This window comes from Oceanobacillus neutriphilus (assembly GCF_014645515.1).
Taxonomy (GTDB): domain Bacteria; phylum Bacillota; class Bacilli; order Bacillales; family Amphibacillaceae; genus Oceanobacillus; species Oceanobacillus neutriphilus.
Genome location: NZ_BMLW01000006.1, coordinates 158,300 through 180,750 on the forward strand (window position 1 = coordinate 158,300; position 22,451 = coordinate 180,750).

Consider the following 22,451-nt stretch of genomic DNA (forward strand, 5'->3'; position numbering starts at 1 on the left):
AAGAGATAGCTGCGTTTTGGAAATAGCAGCTATCTCTTTATTTGAATGAAGGATAATATTTATACGAGCGAGAAACAGAAATTGCTTTTCTCCAGCAATAAGAGACTATTCTTCACTCTCTCCCTAATCAATCAGCCCGCACATCTTCATTCCATCCGCAATCCCATCGTCATCATGCGATTTCGTAATATATGTCGCGGCTTCCTTAATTTCCTCTACAGAGTTTTCCATTGCTATTGATGTTTTCACAAATTGAAACATTTCTAAGTCATTCAACCCGTCGCCGAAAGCATATGTATTCTCTTTAGAAAATCCAGTGACTTCTAAGAATTCCTTTATGCCTGTTGCTTTGGAGATGCCTTTTGGAAAAACATCGCAATTGTAGGGAGAGTTGCGGACAAATTGGAGATTCGGAAATTTCTCCTGATACTCTTCTTCGCCTTCCTCAATGAATATTTCGACCTGATAGACCGGCTTATTCATATAGATATCATCGTCGACAATTGGCAGCTCTCTGTCGCAATACTCACAGTCCTTCTTTAGCAGCTCAGATTTATCATTTGTTGTGTATATCCGTTCACCTGTGTGGTAACAGATTGTTACACCTTTTTGTTCTGTATACTCTTCCAATTTTTTTAATTCGACAGGGTTAATTCGGTTACGATAAATAACAGCTCCTTCATGTACAATAAACTGTCCATTCATTAATACAGCTGATTGAATCCCTGTTTCTGCCTGCAATTCCTTTGTTTCAAATACAGGTCTTCCAGTTGCAAGGACAGGTATTCCGTTATTCTCAATTAGTTTTTCAATTGCTTTTACGCTGCTTTCTGCTACTTTTTTTTCGCTTGTCAATAATGTTCCGTCTAAATCAAAGAATACGATTGGTCTCTTTGTCAATTTTTGACCTCCTCACATGTCCTGATGGAGTAATGTATCCTTATTCTAAAAGATAACGGGAGGAAAAGCTAGGCTTTCTGTCTTTTTCCGAATTGTTTTCATTTCCAATTTTTCCTATCCTTACAAGTTTCATGTTCTCCTTATTGTGGAATAGACAAAGTAGGCAAAAAAGAAGCGTTCTAAAAAGCCGCTTCATTGATATAAAAATTAAAACTCTCTTAAATAGGAGGCATATTTTATGTTTGATGATCGTGCAGGAAAAGTACTCGTTGAACAGCTATCAGGCTGGGGTGTGGACCATATTTACGGGATGCACGGCGACTCAATTAATAATCTGATGGAAGAACTGCGGAAAGCAGAGGATAAGATAAAATATATTCAGGTTCGTCATGAAGAAGCCGGGCACTCGCAGCCTCATCTTATGCGAAATTGACTGGAAAGCTCGGCGTTTGTCTGTCGATTGCAGGACCTGGGGCGATTCATTTATTAAATGGTTTGTATGATGCGAAAAAGGATCACGCCCCTGTTCTTGTACTGGCCGGACAGGTTCCAACGGATCAGATTGGGACCGATGGCTTTCAGGAAGTAAATATGGAACGTATTTTTGACGATGTCGCTGTTTATAACCAGCAGGTTGTCTCAGAGGAACAGCTCCCTTCTATGGTTAATCAGGCCATCCGGACGGCTTATGCGAAAAAAGGAGTAGCTGTGTTAACCCTGCCTGATGATATTTCTGCAGAGAAGATCAAAAATAAGGTGCAGAAAAACGCCGTACTGTATGAAGCACCAGAACTTGAACCGGATACTGCTGCGATGCAGGAAGCCGTCACCTTCATTGAAAAGGCGAAGAAGCCAATTATTTTAGCCGGAACAGGAGCGAAACAGGCAAAGGAAGAGCTGGCAGCATTTTCCGACAGGATTGCAGCTCCTGTGGTTATTTCTCTTCCTGCTAAAGGAGTTATGGAGGATGAACATCCAAACTTTCTTGGTAACCTGGGCATGATAGGAACCAAACCGGCTTATGAAGCGATGGAGGATACCGATCTGCTGATTCTGCTTGGTACCTCTTATCCGTATACAGAATTTTTACCAGAGGATGTCACTTGTATTCAGATCGACAGCAATCCACTTCAAATTGGCAAGAGGTATCCAGTGGATGTCGGTATCGCCGGGGATTCGAAAAAAACGCTCGCTTGGCTCAATGAACAGCTGCCTCAGTCGGAGAAACGTGATTTCTTAGAAAAATATCAGGAGAAAATGGCAGACTGGTGGGAGGATATGAAGGCTGATGAAGAGCAGACCTCTACTCCAATCAAACCGCAGCAGGTCATCCATGAAGTCCAAAAAATTGCGGCGGATGATGCTATCCTGTCTGTTGATGTTGGCAATGTAACTGTGTGGGCAGCACGCCATTTTCGAATGAAAACTACACAGGATTTTCTGATCTCCAGCTGGCTTGGTACGATGGGCTGCGGCCTTCCTGGAGCAATTGCCAGTAAGCAGGCTTTTCCTGATCGGCAGGTAATCGGTCTCTGTGGTGATGGCGGATTTACAATGAATATGCAGGATTTCCTGACTGCGGTGAAGTATAATCTGCCAATAATTATGGTCATTTTTAACAATGAACGGATTGGCATGATTAAATACGAGCAGGAGGCCAGCGGGAATCTGGATTATCAGACAGGCTTAGAGAGCTTTAACTTTGCCCGCTTTGCGGAAAACTGCGGCGGCAAAGGCTATCGCGTCGAAAAGTTTGAGGAACTGAAGCCGTCTCTGGAGGCTGCTGCGTCCTTTAACCAGCCGGCAATTATAGATGTTTGTATTGAAGACGAACCGCCAATTCCGGGCAAGCTTTCTTATGATCAGGTAACCAGCTATTCCAAGCAGACGATTAAGAAGCTGTTTGAAAAAGGGAAACTGGAGCTTCCGCCGGTTCGTAAGGGATTGAAGCGGATGTGATCAAAAACTCCATTACAATCAAAAAGAAAGCATGATCAGGCACAAGAAATGATCATGCTTTCTCTATATGGATTATTGTACAAAATCCTCATTTATCCTTATAATTTCTCTATCGTTTCTATCATTCGCATAAACATCGCTTTATCTGTCGTCTGTATAAGCTTCTGTAAACTTTCCGGACGCTCAATCAGCTTGCTGATCATTTCATAAAGCGGCTGTAAATCTTCTATGCTGTTCTTCTTTACACTAAGCAGCACCACAAACTGAACTCTTTTCTCTGTCGTCCATGGGATCGGTTCCTTTAAGGTGGCAATTGAAATAAATGTCTGTGTCGATTGTGGCGTTAATGGATGCGGAATTGCCACCAGGTTGCCAAAGGCGGTAGGGGCAATTTTTTCTCTCTCATTAATAGATTCAAGAAACTGGATTCTTTTCCAATGATCTGATTCAATTTCGTTAACCATAAATGCGAGAATATCTTCTTTAGCCGTGCATGATTGATTTAAAAATAAATAATTCTCCTGTAAATAATTCCGGATAACGTTAGATGGATTCCCAGCTATATATGACGAAATATGCTGCAGATCATCCTTGCTTATGATTGCATTCACTTCCACAATAGGAATACCTAATTCCTCATGAATCGGTATGGTCGTAATAATAAAATCAATGTCTTCTAAGGGATACGTGGATAAGCGATAATATTCTGTCGTTCCTGCGATATCTATTTTTCCATCAAATTTTGACTTAAGCCGATAATAAATTAATTGAGACGTGCCCATTCCGGAAGCACAGACAATCAAACAGCGCTTTGGCCCCTGCTTCAGCTTCTGCCTTTCCATTGCTGCTCCAATATGAAGCGCCAGGTAGGCGATTTCATTTTCATCAATGGAAATATCCGTATATTTCTCAATAACAACTCCAGCATGTACTGCCGCCTGGAAAGCAAGCTGATAGTTTTTCTTAATGCTTTCCAGCATAGGGTTTCTTATATTCATCCCATATTTATACCGATTCATTGCCGGCTTCAAATGAAGTCCCAGATTAATCATCAGCTCCCTGTCATGGCGGATATTTAAGTGCATCTCCAGCTCAATCTGGTCTAACATGGCAGTAACCAGTTCATAAATCGCCGGGTCTAGAAGGCTTTCTATATCCTGATTTTCGCCTGTGTCAGCAGATGTAAGTATCTTTGTACCCAATAAATGCAATGCAACATAGGAGGTTTCTGTCGGAGGAAAGATTACTCCTAACTTCTTCTCTGTATCCTCGACAATTTTTTCTGCAACCCTGTATTCTTTTGTGCGGTTTACCTCCTGCTTCGGATTGGTGTCATTATCGACCGGATGGCCGTTTTGAATTCGCAGCACTGCGATGGTAATATGAATAAACAAATTTTGTATGGCAATATCTGAAAGGGTCATATGCTGCTCATCCAGACGTGCAATAATGGTCTGTTTAATAAAGTCTGTCTGTTCTTTCGGCAGTCTGATGAAGCCATCATATATATCGCCATTGGAATTACTTCCTCTTTGAATCAGGTATTCGGCCATACAAAACCGTATTTTAATCTCTTCCCCGATAATTCTAATCCCATAATTCGGCTTCACAAGGATATCCAGATAGAATTTAGATAAGTGCTCTCTCACTAATTTCATATCGTTTTGAATGGTTGCTTTACTGATATACATCTCATCGGCCAAATCCTCCAGCTTCCAATAGTCCATGGTTACAAGTAATTTCTGAATAATATAGCGCACACGCTGCTCCGGTGTATTTGGGATTTGCCCTTGATCTTTATTTTCATATAATGCTGAGGTTAAGAAGTCATGAAATAAATGCTCATCCTCGATACTCAAGTGATACCCGCGGCCTTTTATTGATTGAATTGATGCTCCATGCGAAAGAAGCTGCTGATTCAATTTTTTTATATCCTCTTGTGTAGTACGCGGAGTTACTTGATTAATATTTGCTATAAATTTACTTGTTAAAGCTTTCTTTGCCTGAATTAATTCCTTCAATATAGAACGAAGCCGCCTATCCATCATGACACCCCTCGCGAAAGAGAAGACGTTACAAAAACATCTTCTCCCTATCTTTGTAACAAATCTATCTACATTATACTTTTTTATTCCATCTCGTACTTACTTTTCATCGTCAAACCCATGTCTTTCACTTATACGCTTAAACCAATAGGCACTTTTCTTTGGTGTACGTTCCTTCGTTTCCAGATTGACAGAGAAGAAACCATAACGATTTTTATATGCATTTGCCCAAGACCAGTTGTCCATTGTCGTCCATAAATGATACCCCTTCGCGTGACAGCCTTCTTCAATCGCCTGATGCAGCCATTTTAAATGATCTCTGATAAACGTAATCCTGTAATCATCTTGAACCTGTCCATCTACTATAAAGCGCTCTTCGTTTTGCACACCCATCCCGTTTTCTGAAATAAATGAATCGATATTATGATAGTTATCTCTTAAATTTATCATAATATCATAGATTCCCTTCTCATAAATCTCCCAGCCACGATATTCGTTCATCCGCCTTCCCGGCATTTCATAATTATCAAAGAACCAGTCCGGCATAAACGGTCCATGCGGGTTCGGGAGATGTTCCTTTGCCTTCACTCTTCTTGGCTGATAATAATTCACACCCAATAAATCAATCGTGTTTTCTCTGATTAAAGCTGCATCGTCGCCTTCTATCTCTGGAAGGTGACCATATTCAGCAAGCAGATCAAGCAGATCCTGTGGATAATACCCAAGTACAGCCGGGTCTAAAAAACTCCTGTTGAAAAACAGATCAGCAATATGAGCTGCCCTTTTGTCTGCAGGATTTTCACTTCTTGGATAAGATGGGGTGAGATTAAGGATAATCCCAATCTTCCCGTCCTTTATACCAAGCTTTTTAAATACCTTCACTGCCTTTGCATGGGCGATAATTGTGTGATAAGCTACCTGAAAAGCCCGTTTGGCATCGACAATATTCGGATAATGAAAATTATATAGATAACCGCCTTCCACAGGTACAATTGGTTCATTAAATGTAAACCACTTCTTGACACGATCACCGAAAAGCTCAAAGGCTGTTTTGGCATATTGCTGATACATATCGGTGACATCACGGTTTTCCCAGCCGCCTATTTCCTGCAGTTCAAGCGGCATGTCGAAATGGAACAAATTAACAAAGGGTTCGATCTCTTGTTTAATCAGCTCGTCAATGACATGGTTATAAAAAGAAACAGCTTCCTGATTCACTTCACCTGTACCGCCTGGAATCAGCCTGGACCAGGAAATGGATAAGCGAAAAGAGTTATGCCCATATTCCTTCATTAATGCAATATCCTCCTGATACCGATGATAAAAATCAGAAGTATACTCCGGACCCACTTGGTTATAAAACCGCTCCGGCTCTATCTCGTACCAGTAATCCCAAATGTTTTTTCCTCTTCCACCTTCATCTGCTGCCCCCTCAATTTGTGTTGCAGAGGTAGCGCTTCCCCACCAGAAATCTTTAGGAAATTGATATTGTTGCTCTGTCATATAAAAACCTCCATTACTTCATTCGATATAACTCAATGATTTCAATCGCTAAATCACGCGTTGTCATTGCGTTCATTAAATGATCCTGTGAATGCACAAGCAAAAGATTAATATCCTGCTTATCTCCCTTAGCTTCGTTTTGCAATAACGCAGTTTGATAGTGATGTGCATTCGTTAATTCGTCTCCTGCTGCTTGAAGCAGCCTGTCTGCTTCATCGAATTTTCCTTCTTTGGCAACTTGGATAGCTTCCATTGCATTTGATTTCCCATTACCGGCATAAAGGATAATTTGAAAGGCGGTTTCTGTCATTTTTGATTGATCCATATTTATCTCTCCTACCTGTACAAGATTGCTTCTTTGGTGTATCTTTTCGATCAGCTTGCTTTGGTTTCTTCTCCTGATTTTTCTGTTTCATAATAGTTTTTATCGAGAATTTTCAGGAACGGCCACCAAATAATCATCACAACGAAGAGATTAAATGCCTGTAGTACAGCACCCTGCCATGCATTACCTGTAGCCAGAAAACCGCTGAGCAATGGCGGTGTTGTCCATGGTACAATGATCCCGGCAGGTTTTGGAACGAGCCCTGTCGACATGCTTACATACGTAATGACAGTAACCACTACTGGTGCAATAAGCCATGGTATAAGCACTAACGGATTCATAATAATTGGAAGCCCGAAAATAATTGGTTCATTCACATTGAAAACTCCGGGCGGACCGCCTAATTTCCCAATTTCTTTTAATTGTCTGCTTCGTCCGATAAGTATAATCAAAATAATGACTGCTAAAGTCATTCCTGATCCGCCCATACCAACTAGAAAGGAATCGATAAATTGCTTGGTAATAATGTTAGGTAATTCTGCACCAGCCTGGAAGGCAGATAAATTCTGTTCGTTCAGGCTATACCAGATAGGGTCAAAAACAGAGTTAACAATAATTTGCCCGTGCAATCCGAAGAACCAGAACACCTGGATAAGCAATACCGCAATAATCGTCGCCGGCAATCCACTCCCTAATTGGGTCAACGGTTCCTGAACAACTGTGTAAATAAAGTTTTGAACGGTCTCAAACGGTGTAAAGCTCATCAGAATGCGTACAAGAAGAAAAACGGAAAGTGTGAACGCAATTGGCAGTAACGCACTAAATGACTTGGACACTGCTCCCGGTACTCCGGCGGGCATTTTTATCATCCAATTCTTTTGTACAAAAAAACGATATAATTCAGCAGAAATAAAAGCAGTAAATATCCCTAAGAACATCCCTTGAGCTCCCAGCGCTGAGGCAGGGATAACCCCGGCCACTCCCTCCAGCACTTGGGGAGTTAAGATAATAAATGCGGCAACCGCCACTACGCCGCCATAAATTGCTTCTCCTTTGTAATGCTCAATTAATTTATAGCCGATACCTATAATGACAAACAGTCCCATGATACTTAACGTTGATGCGGAAGCAGGACCCAGAGCCTCCTGATACCTCGCGAACGCATTCTCACTCATCACGGAATCCAGGAACGGGAAGTTAGCGATAACCACGAAGATCGAACCAAATATAATTAATGGCAGCGCGACCATAAAACCATCTCTTAATGCGGATAAATAACGGTTATTATTTAATTTATCTGCAATCGGAAGCAATATATTCTCGAGTAGCTGCATAAATTTACTATTTTCCATCCGAATAAACCTCCTTTGTATTCAAAACATTTCCCCTCCATATCAAGAAAGTAAAGACAGTGCCTTCTCTAATACAGCTTCTCCATCCAGTCTCCCATACGCCACGGGGTCAATTACGTCGACTGGAATACCTTCCTCATCTGCAGCTTTTTCAAATTTCTTTTTCAAAAATCGCATTTGTGGACCAATTAATAGAACATCTGCCTTTCCCAATTCCATAAATGCTTTATCCTGTGCTACTGCCCAGATTTTTACCTCAATCCCTTTTTCAGATGCCGTCTCTTCCATTTTTGTTACAAGCATGCTTGTTGACATACCTGATGAGCATGCTAATAAAATATGCTTCATTTTTATCCCCCTTGAATTTGTTTTGGTTATCCTCTACACTCATTCTATTAAATAAGCGCTTACATTAAAATCGATTGTTTTTCCGCTTAGCAGCGGAAATGGCTATAAAATGAATATCTTTAACTACATAAAAAGGGAGACAAGAATCATGAATTCTTGCCTCCATTTTATTCAAAAGGAAATAATCAATCGTCTCCTTCTTCCCATTGTACACGCTGCATAAACTCTGCTGAAGCTTTATATCCCTGCTGCTGCAGGTACCAGTTATTTGCAGCTGCTTCTACTAATCCAGCTACATCCCGTCCTGGCTGGAGCTGGATTTCGATCCTTGGAATTTTTACACCCATGTATTCCTCATGATCTGTTTTTAACTCCAAATCATTATTGAGTGCATCCTTCTCCCACTTTGTCAGTTCAATATCCAGAGAAATACGTGATTCATCCTGAAACGCCTTTCTCCCGTACATACGGACAACATTCAAGAGACCGACACTGCGAAGAGCAAGAAATTCCCGGTTAATATCATTATGTGTACCGAGAATTGTCTGATGGCTTACTTTTTTCAATATAACAATGTCATCGGAAACAAGGCGGTGACCGCGTCCAATTAAGGTATGCGCCAGCTCACTCTTCCCTACACCGGACTCCCCGCGGATTAAAACACCAATTCCGGAGACATTCAGGCATACACCGTGAACAGCAATTTCCGTTGCCAGCTGACGTGTTAAATAATTATCTACCTTGGCGATAAAATCAACTGCCGTATCCGCTGTGCGCAGAAGAGGAATGTTCTCTTCCTGACAAAATTTAGTTAAATAAGTAAGCCCCTCTTGATTTGAAGTAACAATAAAGCATGGAGGATGATAGCTCACCACATGGTCTATCCGTTCCTTCCGCTCTTCAATATTCTGCTGCTTCAAAAAGTTGATTTCTTTTTTCCCTAAAATCTGAACACGCTCCATCGGGAAAAAATCAAAATAACCTATAAACTCCAAACCCGGGCGATGTGTCCTGGCCTTTTTGATGGTACGATCTAATTTGTCCCCTCCAGCCAGCACTTCTAATTGAAATTCTTTTACCAAGTCTTCTACACTGATAGACTTCAAAGCTCCACACCCCTCTCTATCCTGCTAGTTTCCCTATATTATAACGAATTATAGGATAAAGAGACAGGATCATGTATGAGAAATCACTATTTTACGCATTTATTACGTCAAATTTTGGACATGATAAGAATATGCTTGCTCGCTTTAATCTGATCAGCACAAAGAAACGGAAAAGCTGTGCGAAAATATCCCGTTTTTTCACACCCTCTATTTAATAATCTGAACACGTTTAATATAGCGGCCATCTATTTCTAAGATGCGGAAGGTCAGGTTCTCACGTTCAAGAACATCTCCTTCTTCCGGAAAGGTGGAGAAATTTCTCAATATATAGGCTGCAAGCACATCATCTTCCTCTGGAATATCTGTATCAAAGGTATTGTTTAACTGATGCAGTGTAATCTTCCCATCGCAGATAATTTCCGTCTCTGTCTGTTTTTCAATCAAAGCATCCTCTTCTATGTCTGTCTCATCCTCAATTTCCTGTCCGATCATCACTTCAATAATATCCTCCTGTGTTACGATACCCTCCGTGCCGCCATATTCGTCCAGAACAATCGCCATATGCTTCTTTTCCTCCAGCATTTTATGAAATACCCATTCGATATTATTAAATTCATATACACGAAGCGGATCCATATCGCTATAATCTGCGAGCGTTTTTTCTTTACCATCGCTCCAGGCAATTAAGTATTTGGAATGAAAAACTCCGACAATATCATCGACATCCTCCCCAAAGACCGGATATCGTGTAAAAGGGCTGGAAAGCACTAATTCTTTGACTTCCTGATAGCTTGCTTCATGCTCCAATCCAACAATTTCAACACGAGGAGTTTTAAGAACGTCCTTTACATTCAAATGATAGAAATCAAATACGCCCCGAATCCGCGAGGACTCCTCCTTTTGAAAAGCTCCTTCTGAGTCTGCAATATCAACAATTGCCCGCAGCTCTTCCTTGGAAACGGATCCTGCCTGGACCTCTCCTTTGGAAAGTGCTTTGGTAATCATTCCAGTCAATCCATTTAATAAAAAGGTAATTGGTTTAAGGATAAATACAACTGCTCGGATAATCGGATATACTAAATTAGCAATACGATCTGGAAAGCTCGCTGCTACCGATTTCGGGATGACTTCTGAACATACAATAATTGTAACTGTTAGAACAGCTGAAGCAATACCTACGTTCCATCCATAATCTATTGCAATGATTGTAACCAGTGTAGGAAGTAAAATATTTGCCACATTATTCCCAATTAAAATAGCTGTAATAAATTCACTTGGTTTAGAAATAAGATGAAGAATTTTTTCTGCTTTTTTATTTCCATCGTTCACCTTTGCCTGCAGCTTGACTTTGTTTGCTGCGGTTAAGGCTGTTTCACTTCCTGAAAAGAAAAAAGAGACAAATAATAAGAAAATGATCGCAATGATCACGAGTAAATTCCTCCTAAAGAAAATTTTTAGTTTGCTGATGCCGTTTTTTAAGTAGATATGAAAAGATAGCTTTCCTTTTTTGAAAACTATCTTTTTCTAATGTGTCCAATCTTAGACACATGCCTATGATAAATTCTGAATAAATACCCGGATAACATCTGCCCCTCCGATAAGTGTTCCTAAGGAGCTTCCAATATTAGCAAATACAACAACAAGCAGAATCCGTGTTACTTTATTATTCCAAAAACCTTTTACGGAATGCACATCATCTGCTAATGAATCAAAATCTCCTACGTTCGGCCGTTTAATATAAGCCTGAACAAACCCTGCAAACCATCCAGCTGCAAGCAATGGATTCAACGAAGTAAAAGGTGCTGCAACAAATGCTGTCAAAGCAGCTAATGGATGTGCCAACGCGACAAATGCCCCGATAGCTGAGAGAGAGCCATTCCACAGCACCCAGCTGATAGTTTGCTGCCATCCTGCAGCCGGATTTGTGATAAATGTATAGGCTATGATTCCAATAATCAATATAGGAATCGTCCATCCAATTACTTTCGGCCACTTGGATTTTGGCGGACGCGCCCGTAATTTTTCTAAGTCCTGCTCTTTTTCAATTTCTTTTGTAATACCTGGGACATGCGCTGCACCAAGTATGGCAACAATCTTCTTACCGGGAGCTTCTTTAATCTTTTGCGATAAATACTGGTCCCGTTCATCAATTAATGGTTTCTTTAAGTCTGGAAAGTGCTCGGTAAACTCCTGCAGCATCGCATTAATCGTATCCTGCTGCTTCATTTTTTCTAATTCTTCCTCAGAAATTTCCTCTCTGCTGAAAATACTCCCAAACACCTGCATTAACAGCATTGCTTTTCCTTTAAAGCTGATATTCCCCCAAATTCTTGAGAATGTAATTTGAATATCCCGATCAGCTAAAACAAGCTCTGCACCCGTTTCTTCTGCGGATTCTATACCTTGTATCATTTCTTCTCCCGGACGAATGCCGAATTGCTTAGCCATCCGCTTCTGAAAGGAAGAAACCGCCAAGTTCATTAATAGCATCACTGCTTTTTTATCACGGATGACCTGAAAGATATCTGTGTTTTTCCATTTATTATTATCCTTCACAGATTGAAAACGCTGTGCATCCAGCTCAATACATACTGAATCCGGCTGCTCCCTTTCAATGACTTCCTTAACCTGTTCAGCGCTATTTTTCGAAACATGGGCTGTCCCAATTAAAACATATTCTTTCCCATTTAAATGGAGCCTTGTGATGTTCTCCTCACTCATGTACCATCCTTCTTCCTGCTATGATAAAATCCAAAGTATTGTTCCTTTTTAAGTTTGTATAACCTATTGTAATACATTTTCAACAAATAATTAAACATCAGCTCACAAATAACGTATGATATAGGAAGTAAGATAATAAAATGATTATAAGTGCGTGTTCAAAAAGCTGTTAAACAGAGTCTCTCAGGTTAATATGAAATATCTTTTTGAACATCCTCTAAAAAAAGACACAAACATGGGGGCTTATCTATGTTTCACTATCAAATAAATGAAGACCTGGTGCTGCGGCAGCTGCAAATGCCGGATGCGAATTCCTTGTTTAGAACTGTGGAAAAGTCCAGAGGTGAACTCCGTGAATGGCTTCCCTGGATTGAGGCGACAAAAAAGCCGGCAGACTGCTTAGCTTTTATTGACCTGTGCCTTCAGGGTGCTCAGCGCAGACAGTCGCTTAATCTCGGTATTTTTTATCAGGATAGACTCATTGGTTGTATAAATTATAATATTATTGATTGGCAAAATGGCAGCACCTCCATCGGCTACTGGTTAGATCCAGGCTATCAAGGGAAGGGGGTTATGACAGCAGCTGTCCAGGTGATGATTGATTATGCCTTTTATACATTGCAGCTAAACCGGATTGAAATCCGTGCAGCAACACATAATAAAAAAAGCAGAGCCATTCCAGAACGGCTCCGTTTTCAAAAAGAGGGCATTATCCGGCAGGGGGAATGGCTATACGATCATTATGAAGATTTAGTTGTTTATGGGCTTTTGGCAAGGGAATGGACACATTAGTGGTTTATCATCCAATCATTTTTGACACTGCTCTATTTCTGCGTTTCTCTCATTTTCACTTCAATAATTTCTTTGGTACTGGATTTAAAATAAATATCAATAATCACACCGAACTCTTTCTCTTTGCTAACCAGCCAAAGCTTAAAAGTTTCGACAGTTTGTTCTCCTTCGGTTTGTCTGCCTACATGCAAATAATCTACAATTTTATCTTGAGGATATTTCGCCTTGACTTCTTTCATGGCAACCTGCCCCCACTCTGCATATTCCGGCTCCTCTGCATTCACCCAGGTCCCGATCAGCAAAGGAATGATAATAATACCGGCGAAGATAAGGACTCGATATAGTCTGCTCATCATGCCACCTCCTAATTAACATTAGCTTTTGTTGTTTTTATGTTTTTATGCTAATCAGATGCACACATTTATTTCCCGGGAAATGGGCGCAAAGCCAAAAAAACAGGCTGTGCTTTACCACAGCCTGTCCGATTATTTCATCTGCACTCCATGCAGATGAGCAAAGATACCCTTTTTCTGTAAGAGTTCTTCATGTGTTCCTTCTTCTTCAATGCCTTTTTTCGTCACAACCATAATGCGGTCTGCTTCTTTAATTGTAGCAAGACGATGCGCGATAACAAGTGTCGTGCGGTTGGCTGCAAGCTCGTTCAGTGCTTTCTGGATAATCATCTCTGTTTCTGTATCAAGTGCAGAGGTTGCTTCATCCAAAATAAGGATTGGCGGATTTTTCAAGAACATACGTGCAATTGCTATACGCTGTTTTTGTCCTCCTGACAGCTTCAAGCCCCGCTCCCCGACCTGTGTTTCGTAACCATCCGGAAGCTCATTGATAAAGTCTTCCATATGTGCACGTTTGGCCGCAAGCTCTATTTCTTCATTTGTTGCTTTTAAATTGCCATAAGCGATATTCTCACGCAGCGTTCCGGTAAATAGAAATACATCCTGCTGAACAACGCCTATATTACTGCGGAGGGATTCCTTTGTCATATCCCGGATATCCATTCCATCTATCGTAATCGATCCCTCATTCACATCATAAAATCTTGGAATCAACGCAGAGATAGTGGTTTTCCCTGCACCAGAAGGCCCAACAAAAGCAATTGTTTCTCCTGGATTAATATGAAAGCTGATATCACTTAAAACAGGTTTTTTCGTTTTATCATAGCTGAAGCCGACCTGATTAAATCGAATATCTCCTTTTAAATCACTGACTACTGCAGCATCCGGTTTGTCCCTGACATCTGGATTCACTGCCATCATATCTGAAAAACGTTTGAAGCCTGCCATCCCTTTTGGATAAAGCTCTAAGAGCGCTGTAATTTTATTAATCGGTGTTGTTAGTACATTTACAAACAGGATAAAACTGACTAATTCTCCATAGCTCAGACGGTCTGTATAAGTGAACCAGGCGCCTACGACAAGTACAAGCAGTGTCATTAAACGCATAAGCAGGAAAATATTCGAATGAACAATCCCCATTATTTTATATGCCCCTACCTTCACCAGGCGAAACTTTTCATTATTCTCCTGGAATCGTTCCTTCTCAAATTCTTCATTTGTAAAGGATTGTACGACACGTACACCTGAAACAGCGTCTTCTATCCTTGCGTTAACTCCCGCAATATTTGCATACATTTTCCTCCATGCCTTATTCATGCGAATATTTCCAAACGTAATAAGGAAAATCAAGAGAGGTACGGTAATAAGAACAATAAGTGCTAAAACTGGATTGATGGTGAACATAATAAAGAATGCACCCATAAATGTCATAATCGAGATAAAGAAATCCTCTGGACCATGATGGGCCAGCTCTCCTAAATCGAATAAATCATTGGTAATACGGCTCATGATATGACCTGTTTTCGTATTATCAAAGAAACGAAAAGATTGTCTCTGTACCTGATAGAATAAATCACGGCGCATGTCTGTTTCTATATTAATGCCGAGCTTATGCCCTAAATAGGAAACAACATATTGCAAGTAAGTACTGATAATATAAATAATCAGCAGCAATACAGAAGTGACAACAATCGTATCCCAGTCCTGACCAGGCAACAGCTGATCAATAAACCATTGAACAGCTACCGGAAATGCCAATTCAAGCAGTGCTACAACTACTGCAGCAGAGAAATCTATAATAAATAACCGCTTATGTGGTTTATAATATGAAAAAAATTGACGCAGCATCCTTATCTCCCTTTCTTTTGTTTTTTATAATGGTAATGCACATATTAATGAATTATATATTTAATCTCTTATGAAAACAATATACTTAACTTCATATTCGAATAAAAAACGCAAGCTGCCTCCATTTAAAAGTGTAGACAACTGAGACTTTAATCTGTATCTGAATTCAGGTCTCCTGGAACAAGAATAAATTTCCGTTAAACTTATACTTTTCCAATGTACTGAGAAAGTTTGTCCCAGTCCGTGCATACCATTAAAAAAGGGGGCGTTTCACGTGAAACCAATGAAGCTTATTTGCTATCTGGTGGGATCTGTTTTTCTTGTTTCCGGACTGATGAAATTTATTGACCTCTCGATGGTCAGCAGTTTTGAACAGATGGGTGTACCTTTATCTAATTATGTTTATTTTTTTGTAGCTCTTTTCGAAGTGATGGCGGGGATGCTGTTAATCGGCAGAATATTTATCCACATATCTATTATTCCGCTTATTTTCATTATGCTTGGTGCACTCTTTTTTACAAAGCTGCCTGTCCTGACAGGCGACGGGGTATTTGCATTTCTCTTTGCATCACGATTAGATATTACATTACTTATACTGCTTATCTTCCTTTGGACACAGCGCAAGGAAAAAGAAGCCTTTACTTAACTTTCCCACAACCAGATTGTGGACAACATCTGTGTAATTCTAAAAACCTGTATATATCCTATGGATAAACTAATCTTATCCACAATTATATCCACATATGCACAAATGTTCGCCGTTATCTTGTATAGGAACATGTTTTCCACACCAAATATAGAATTGCAGTCCATATTTATCCACTATTTGTGTATAATTCTCTGTTTCTGTGGATAATTAACCAGCAAAAAAAGAATGGATGATTCTTCTTTTCATCCATTCTTCTCTCCTTATTCTTGAACCTCCAGCACAATCTCGGTCTGATTAAGCTCTCCATCCCGGTAATAGTCTACTTTTATATGATCTCCGACGTCTTTCTGCTCATAAAGGATTTTCCGCAAATCAATTGTGTTATACACAGGCTCTCCGTCTAACGCAACAATGACATCATATTGTTCAATGCCGGCTTTATCAGCTGGAGATGCGTTTTCCACACTCCATACATACACGCCGCCATCTACTTCTAACGGCAGCTTCAAAGTATTTCTCCATTCATACTGAGGCAGCTCCTCAATCGAATAAATCTCTACGCCTAAGAATGGACGGACGACTTCACCATGCTCCTCCAACTCCTGCATAACAGGAAGGGCACTATCAATTGGAATCGCAAATCCGATTCCCTCTACCGCTTCTTCATTAATTTTCATGGAATTAATACCAATTAACTGTCCATATAAATTAATCAGTGCACCGCCGCTATTTCCCGGGTTAATCGCTGCATCTGTCTGAACAACTTCTGCCTGCCAATCAGGCTGCCCATCAAAATTAAAATCCATTGGAATGGTACGCTCTGTTCCACTGATTACACCTTGGGTAACGGTGCTCGATAAGTATGCTCCTAACGGGTTCCCGATAGCAATCGCCGGCTCTCCTACCTTCAAATTTGCCGAGGAGCCTACTTCCATTGCCTTATCTTTATTTCCGCTCTCCATTTTAAGTACTGCTAAGTCTGTAAATAAATCACTTCCAATGATATCTGCTTCCATATGTGTATCATCATACATAATAACTTCCACTGCATCTGCGTCTTCTATAACATGGTGGTTCGTTACAATATACGTTTCACCATTCTCTACTTTATAAATAACACCTGATCCAGATCCAGCTTCAATACCGTCTGCACCTGCCCCCCAGGAGACATTCTGCTGGATATTGGTAATACCGACTACAGCTGGAGTTACTTGTTCAATAATATCTGTCAGCTGTGTGGAGACATCTACCTGCATCGGCTGGCCTGCTGAATCATCAATGCTGCCGGAGTTCCCATTGCTTTCTTCTTCAGCAAGATTTGCCTGCTCAGTATTTTCATTATTAAGAAAATCAGGGTTAATAAGCAACACGAGTATTCCGCCAATGATAATGCCTAGTAATAGCGGGACAAGCCATTTATTTTTATTGCCCGGCGGTTTTGGCAGCTGCGGCTGATCCGGTTGATCATTATATTCCATATATCCTTCTCCTTGTCAATTTATCTACTAATATCTACCTAAGTATTCCCAAAATTCATTTAGTACTAAACCCATAATTCTTATTTCTTTTATAAACAGATTAAATAAAAAGGACTGTATTGGGCGGCTAATTTCAGTTTATGCATAAATGAAATTTTTATCCCAATACAGACCTCTGTACCTTTTCATTTGAAAATTTCTATCCCGTTCACACACGCTCTGTTACAGTACTGACCTCGTAAAGCGGTGTTGGTGCTTCGGGGTCTGTATCATGCAGATCTATCTCTATTCCCCGTTCAGCCAAAGTTTGATTGACAGACATGCGCGCCAGATCCTTCATATTATTATCTAAGCTGAGGTGAGCTAAGTAAATCCGCTTCGTGCGGTTAGAGATAATATCTGCCAGGGCAAGGCCGGAATCTTCATTGGAAACGTGTCCGGAGTCTCCCAGGATACGTCGTTTTACATTCCATGGATAGCGCCCCATCCGCAGCATCTCTACATCATGATTTGCTTCAAATATATAAGCATCTGCATCTTCGACAGTTTTCTTAATCCGTTCAGATACATATCCTAAATCCGTAACAAGTGCAACCTTCTGTCCGTTATTGCGGAATGTATAAAACATTGGTTCTGCAGCATCATGAGATACACCAAACGATTCGACTTCTATATCGCCAAAGCCCCGGACAGATTCCATATCGAATTGAAACTTTTGATCAATTGTCAGTTTGCCAAGGGAATTATCCATTGCCTGCCATGTTTTCTCATTTGCATAGATAGGCAGATTATACTTCCGGGCAAAGATACCCAGCCCTTTAATATGGTCACTATGCTCATGTGTTACAAGAATTCCGTCAAGTCGTGACGGGTCAACATCAATCTCTCCAAAAAGCCAGTCCATCTTTTTTCCGCTTAATCCAGCGTCTACCAGCAGCCGCTGCTGTTCTGATTCTATATAAAATGCATTGCCTGTACTCCCTGATGCAAGCACACTAAAACGTAAGGTCATTCTAAATCACTCCTAAAAGGCTCAATCTTATTCTCTATGACAGAAATAAGGCTATCTGCCATAGAATCATCCTCATCCGCCATTAAATTAAGCTTTCTTAAATAATTTCCCGCCAACATTTTTACAAGATAATCTCTATAGTTGCCGGAATAGGTAGTGGACTCTGCTGCGTTTACAAAGTAATCACTCTCGCCATTTACAGTTATTTTATAGGTCGGGGCGAAGACTTGCGTTCCCTCTTCCGCTTCCGCAATTCTTGAGTAATAGCCGTAGCTGACATCTGTTATATTATCTTCTGCATTTAAATAACGGCTTTGCAGCAAGGAACTAATAGCAATCTTAGGTGTATTTAAGGTTGGGCTTCCCTGTGGATCAGTATCCCCTAACATGGTTTGTGTGTAATGTGTAATTTCATTATTATCATTCACATAAAAAGTAAGCATTGCATGTCGATTTAAGTAAATTGGATGCCCTTCCTTATTTTGAAAGAAAACAATAATATTTAAATCATCATCCCATGCTCCAAAGGAAAAGTCGGATGAATCCAGAATATAAGGGCTAACCAGACTGGAAAGAGTTTCTTCATCTGCATTGTCAGGAATCTTTAATGGAGAAGAAAACTCTGCTATTAATAATTGACTATCCATGCTCTTCTCCGCATTAATATTCTTATTATCATTTAAATCACTTATTTCTGACCCGGTAAATTTCTTTTGTGCAGAGGAAATATAACTCAGTTCCGGGACCTCAAAATCAACATCAGCAGAAATAGTAATGTCTTCATCTCTCAGCTCTTCGTCCAGGTCCATATTAGTCGTATCCAGCTCTGGAATATTCATTTCATCCTGTTTGCTGATAAATTGGTATAGTAAATACCCATTCAGGATAAGGAAGCTGAGGATAAACAGTGTTTTAATATGTGACCATCGCATCTCAGCTTCCCCCTTCAACGTTCTGTGTTCCTGTGTTTTTTTCTGGTACTACTGACCAGCTGTCATTCACACGCTGGTACCAATCCGGTTCTAATAATGCATAGTCCTCACCATTAACATCCTTTTCAACCGTCAAACGATATCCAATCTGCACATCCTGAATGTCTGCTACATTTTTATTCTGCTGGATGCTCGAAATGATTTCATCACTGTCTCTTAATTTTATGCTGGATGTATTAGCAACCGTATCCAGTGATATCAAGGAACGGGTGTATTCACTCAATTGATCACTCTGCCATCTTTGATATATTGTTGATAAATCCATATAAGAATTATTTATAACAGGATATTGGAGCCGGTACAGCCGGTAAGTAATACTGTCATCCGTATAGCTGTCCAAACGATAATCATCTGTAAACCCTGCATGCTCGTTAATATTTTCCAGACTTTGCTGAAAGACACTTTTATCTGCCGGTTCTTTATTCCACTCAGCGACATTGATAAACTTCATCCCGCCCCCTGTAATATTTAATTGTCTATCATCTGTCCGATACATAATTGATTCCGCAGATTTCGATTCACTCACCAGATTGGGACGGGCAAACATGATATTTCTAACATCAGCAGTCCTAGTCATATTAAAGGTATACTTAAAGGATTGCATTGTTTTTTCTCCATCTGGAATATATATATTTCTGGCAGTCTCCGTCAATAAATGATTTTCTTGATATTTCTCACCTTTCAAATTACTAAACATCGACAGCAGCTGCTCATAATTTGTCGTGGAATGGATAGTACCTTCAACTACTTCATCCCCATCCAAAGAAACAAAATAAACCTTTAATAACTGATCTTCTTCTTGTAATTGAATATAAAACCGATCTACATAAAAATTCATATTATTCGTCAATGTACGGTCCGTATTTAAAATACTTTCAAATAAAGATAATGGAACTCCTGTTGGAAATATAATTTCTACTTCTGCATCAGCAGTCTTTTCTTCTACATCTGTATTTTGCAGATCCGTCATTTCCCATGTCTGGATATCTTCAAATAATTCAGCACTATCTTCTGGATCCTCATAGCTGTAGAATTCTCCATTTATTTTAAAAACAACGTTATTCGGTTTCACAACATCATTTGCATTCTTTTGCTCGCCGCCCAGATCAGCTTTATCAATCGACTCATCATCATTTAGCGGTTCATATTCTGCCCGATAATTCCACATCCCAAAAGTAAGAATTAAGCTCGTTCCTATTAATATAATCAGCAACAATGATTTTGCAGTCTCTAACTTCATTTGCCTTTCCCCCGCTTCGAACCCATGAGTGGCAAGGTAAATAGAATTGTTGTTCCTCGTCCTTCTTTACTTTGCGCCCAGATTTTTCCATGATGGGCTTCTACAAGCTCTTTTGTGATAGCCAGGCCAAGTCCGGTTCCTCCAAGCTTTCTCGTTCTGGCACGATCGGCACGGTAGAAACGGTCAAATATTTTATCGAGCTTATCATATGGAATACCCACACCTTCGTCCAGAATACTGACAATAACAATATGGCGTCTTACATCGAGATTTACACGAACCTTTCCGCCTTCCGGAGAGTATTTGAAAGCATTGGTAATAACGTTGTCAAACACCTGGGTAATTTTATCTCTATCCATCCATACAAATGATTTTCCTTTTGGTATATTACGCTCTAACGTAATTGTTTCCGGCAGATTCATTTCGTACCGGTCAAGAACCTGATGCACATAGCCCATAAATTCTGTTCTTTCCTTATGCATCGGCAATTCATCCGAATCCATTTTAGACAGCTGCAGCAGGTCGTTTACCATCCGGATCATACGGTCTGTTTCTTTCTGTGTGACCTCTAAAAATCGCGGTGCAATTTCTTTGTTTTCCCAAGCGCCATCAGATAACGCTTCTAGATAACTTTTCATTGTTGTCAGCGGTGTCCGGAGCTCATGTGACACATTCGACACAAAGTCTCTGCGTTCCTGATCAATTTTCTCCTGCTCGGTAACGTCACTAATCACGGTGATAAAACCAGTCGTTTCTTCTTCCTCATCAACAACTGTAGAAAAATTCGCCCGTATAATAAATGGTGTTTCTTCATCACTGAAATCAATAATTATCGAACCGCTGTCCGGCAGCTTGCTGATATCGACAACTTTTTCTTCCAGCTTCAGAACATCAATTAAATCTTCTCCAATGACATCATCCGGATTTAATCCAATCATTCTGGCTGCGGCATCATTCATCAATGTTACGGCCCCAGAATCGTCTGTAGCAATAACACCGTCACTCATATAGGATAGAACAGAGCTTAATTTCCTCCGTTCCTCTTCAATGGTGGCATAGGAATGCTTCAGTCTGCTGTTTAAGTCATTAAATGCCTCCGCAAGCTGTCCGATTTCATCCCGGCCATAGATCTCGAGCTGCTGTGTAAAGTCTCCATTCGACATAATCAATGCTTGTTCACGCATTTCCTGAATCGGTTTGGTAATCGTACGTGCGACTAGAATCCCGAGTATTGCAGAGATACTTATTGCTAAGATGGAGCCCTGGAGAAAGATATTATTAATACCTTCAATCTGATCATAAACCTCCTCCATAGAGGCTTTAAATTGAATCGCACCAACTGTATTTCCATCATCTCCGACCAATGGTTCCACATGTACATAGACTCTGCTGTCTGTCTCCCGGTCAAAATAAGGTTTTTGCTGGGACTTATCAAAAAGCAAGGTATTCTTTACATCAATATCTGTGGTTTTTCTTCCAACTTCTGATCTCCCATCGATCCGGTTTGTCCCTAAAATCCTTCTTTGATTATCATATACATGGATCGTCGTTGCCAGATTATCTGTATTGACATCCTCAATAATTGTCTGAATTTCCTGCTCTAAACTCGGATCTTCTTCCGAACGTTCTCTTATAAAGGCTTGTTCCAGATTATAGCTCAGCATCTCGACACGCTCATTAATTGATTGTTTAAAGGTTGTCGTCAAGTCATCTTCCAACCGGTTTGTAAAAAAAGACCCAATAACCTGTACAGCTAAAATTAGCAGCAGGATGTAAATAATAATAAACTTTAACTGGATCGACCTGAAAAAACCAACTTTATTCATCA

At 40.2% G+C, this 22,451-nt stretch carries 18 protein-coding genes and 1 pseudogene; 3 read left to right on the forward strand and 16 right to left on the reverse strand.

Going from position 1 to position 22,451, the window contains the following annotated elements; genetic code table 11:
- Positions 1-123: 123 nt before the first annotated feature.
- Positions 124-900 carry a Cof-type HAD-IIB family hydrolase gene (locus tag IEX29_RS11310; protein WP_188734573.1) on the reverse strand — a complete coding sequence of 259 codons (777 nt, stop codon included), beginning with the start codon at positions 898-900 and terminating at the stop codon, positions 124-126.
- 238 nt (positions 901-1,138) lie between these two features.
- Here IEX29_RS11310 and IEX29_RS11315 point away from each other — a divergent pair.
- A pseudogene (locus tag IEX29_RS11315) lies at positions 1,139-2,859 on the forward strand (pyruvate oxidase).
- Positions 2,860-2,957: 98 nt separating this feature from the next.
- On the opposite strand, the gene IEX29_RS11320 reads toward IEX29_RS11315, so the two are convergent.
- The 8 genes from IEX29_RS11320 to IEX29_RS11355 form a co-directional block, all read right to left on the reverse strand.
- Positions 2,958-4,907 (reverse strand): BglG family transcription antiterminator, encoded by a 1,950-nt coding sequence (locus IEX29_RS11320; RefSeq protein WP_308423641.1) that lies wholly within the window; start codon positions 4,905-4,907, stop codon positions 2,958-2,960.
- 96 nt (positions 4,908-5,003) lie between these two features.
- Positions 5,004-6,407, reverse strand: coding sequence for a 6-phospho-beta-glucosidase GmuD (gene gmuD, locus IEX29_RS11325; protein WP_188734574.1), 1,404 nt, complete (start codon positions 6,405-6,407; stop codon positions 5,004-5,006).
- 13 nt (positions 6,408-6,420) lie between these two features.
- A complete protein-coding gene (locus tag IEX29_RS11330) occupies positions 6,421-6,732 on the reverse strand; it encodes a PTS sugar transporter subunit IIA (RefSeq protein ID WP_188734575.1) in 312 nt (103 codons plus the stop codon).
- A gap of 50 nt (positions 6,733-6,782) precedes the next feature.
- On the reverse strand, positions 6,783-8,084 hold the full coding sequence (gene celB, locus IEX29_RS11335; RefSeq protein WP_188734576.1) for a PTS cellobiose transporter subunit IIC: 1,302 nt from the start codon (positions 8,082-8,084) through the stop codon (positions 6,783-6,785).
- 42 nt (positions 8,085-8,126) lie between these two features.
- Positions 8,127-8,432, reverse strand: a complete 306-nt coding sequence (locus IEX29_RS11340; RefSeq protein WP_188734577.1) for a PTS sugar transporter subunit IIB — start codon at positions 8,430-8,432, stop codon at positions 8,127-8,129.
- A 185-nt stretch (positions 8,433-8,617) separates the two neighbouring features.
- Positions 8,618-9,538, reverse strand: a complete 921-nt coding sequence (gene hprK / locus IEX29_RS11345) for an HPr(Ser) kinase/phosphatase (protein WP_188734578.1) — start codon at positions 9,536-9,538, stop codon at positions 8,618-8,620.
- A 207-nt stretch (positions 9,539-9,745) separates the two neighbouring features.
- A complete protein-coding gene (locus IEX29_RS11350; RefSeq protein WP_188734579.1) occupies positions 9,746-10,966 on the reverse strand; it encodes a CNNM domain-containing protein in 1,221 nt (406 codons plus the stop codon).
- Positions 10,967-11,089: 123 nt separating this feature from the next.
- Positions 11,090-12,259 carry a TraB/GumN family protein gene (locus IEX29_RS11355; RefSeq protein ID WP_188734580.1) on the reverse strand — a complete coding sequence of 390 codons (1,170 nt, stop codon included), beginning with the start codon at positions 12,257-12,259 and terminating at the stop codon, positions 11,090-11,092.
- A 249-nt stretch (positions 12,260-12,508) separates the two neighbouring features.
- Between IEX29_RS11355 and IEX29_RS11360 the strand changes: the two genes are divergently transcribed.
- Positions 12,509-13,051: a GNAT family N-acetyltransferase gene (locus IEX29_RS11360; RefSeq protein ID WP_188734581.1), complete on the forward strand. Its 543-nt coding sequence runs from the start codon at positions 12,509-12,511 to the stop codon at positions 13,049-13,051.
- Positions 13,052-13,083: 32 nt separating this feature from the next.
- On the opposite strand, the gene IEX29_RS11365 is transcribed toward IEX29_RS11360, so the two are convergent.
- Positions 13,084-13,407: a DUF3889 domain-containing protein gene (locus tag IEX29_RS11365; protein ID WP_188734582.1), complete on the reverse strand. Its 324-nt coding sequence runs from the start codon at positions 13,405-13,407 to the stop codon at positions 13,084-13,086.
- Between the two features lie 129 nt (positions 13,408-13,536).
- Entirely contained in the window at positions 13,537-15,252 is a 1,716-nt protein-coding gene (locus tag IEX29_RS11370; protein ID WP_188734583.1) for an ABC transporter ATP-binding protein, read from the reverse strand.
- Between the two features lie 283 nt (positions 15,253-15,535).
- On the opposite strand from IEX29_RS11370, the gene IEX29_RS11375 reads away from it, so the two are divergent.
- Complete coding sequence (locus IEX29_RS11375; RefSeq protein WP_229720193.1) at positions 15,536-15,898, forward strand: DoxX family protein; 363 nt, start codon at positions 15,536-15,538, stop codon at positions 15,896-15,898.
- 263 nt (positions 15,899-16,161) lie between these two features.
- On the opposite strand, the gene IEX29_RS11380 is transcribed toward IEX29_RS11375, so the two are convergent.
- The 5 genes from IEX29_RS11380 to walK form a co-directional block, all read right to left on the reverse strand.
- Complete coding sequence (locus IEX29_RS11380; protein WP_188734585.1) at positions 16,162-17,379, reverse strand: S1C family serine protease; 1,218 nt, start codon at positions 17,377-17,379, stop codon at positions 16,162-16,164.
- Positions 17,380-17,587: 208 nt separating this feature from the next.
- Positions 17,588-18,391, reverse strand: a complete 804-nt coding sequence (locus IEX29_RS11385) for an MBL fold metallo-hydrolase (protein WP_188734586.1) — start codon at positions 18,389-18,391, stop codon at positions 17,588-17,590.
- Positions 18,388-19,323: a two-component system regulatory protein YycI gene (locus IEX29_RS11390; protein ID WP_188734587.1), complete on the reverse strand. Its 936-nt coding sequence runs from the start codon at positions 19,321-19,323 to the stop codon at positions 18,388-18,390. The genes IEX29_RS11385 and IEX29_RS11390 overlap by 4 nt, the downstream gene beginning before the upstream one ends.
- A gap of 1 nt (position 19,324) precedes the next feature.
- Positions 19,325-20,623: a YycH family regulatory protein gene (locus tag IEX29_RS11395; RefSeq protein ID WP_188734588.1), complete on the reverse strand. Its 1,299-nt coding sequence runs from the start codon at positions 20,621-20,623 to the stop codon at positions 19,325-19,327.
- Complete coding sequence (gene walK, locus IEX29_RS11400) at positions 20,620-22,449, reverse strand: cell wall metabolism sensor histidine kinase WalK (protein ID WP_188734705.1); 1,830 nt, start codon at positions 22,447-22,449, stop codon at positions 20,620-20,622. Before walK ends, IEX29_RS11395 begins: the two co-directional genes overlap by 4 nt.
- Positions 22,450-22,451: the final 2 nt, after the last annotated feature.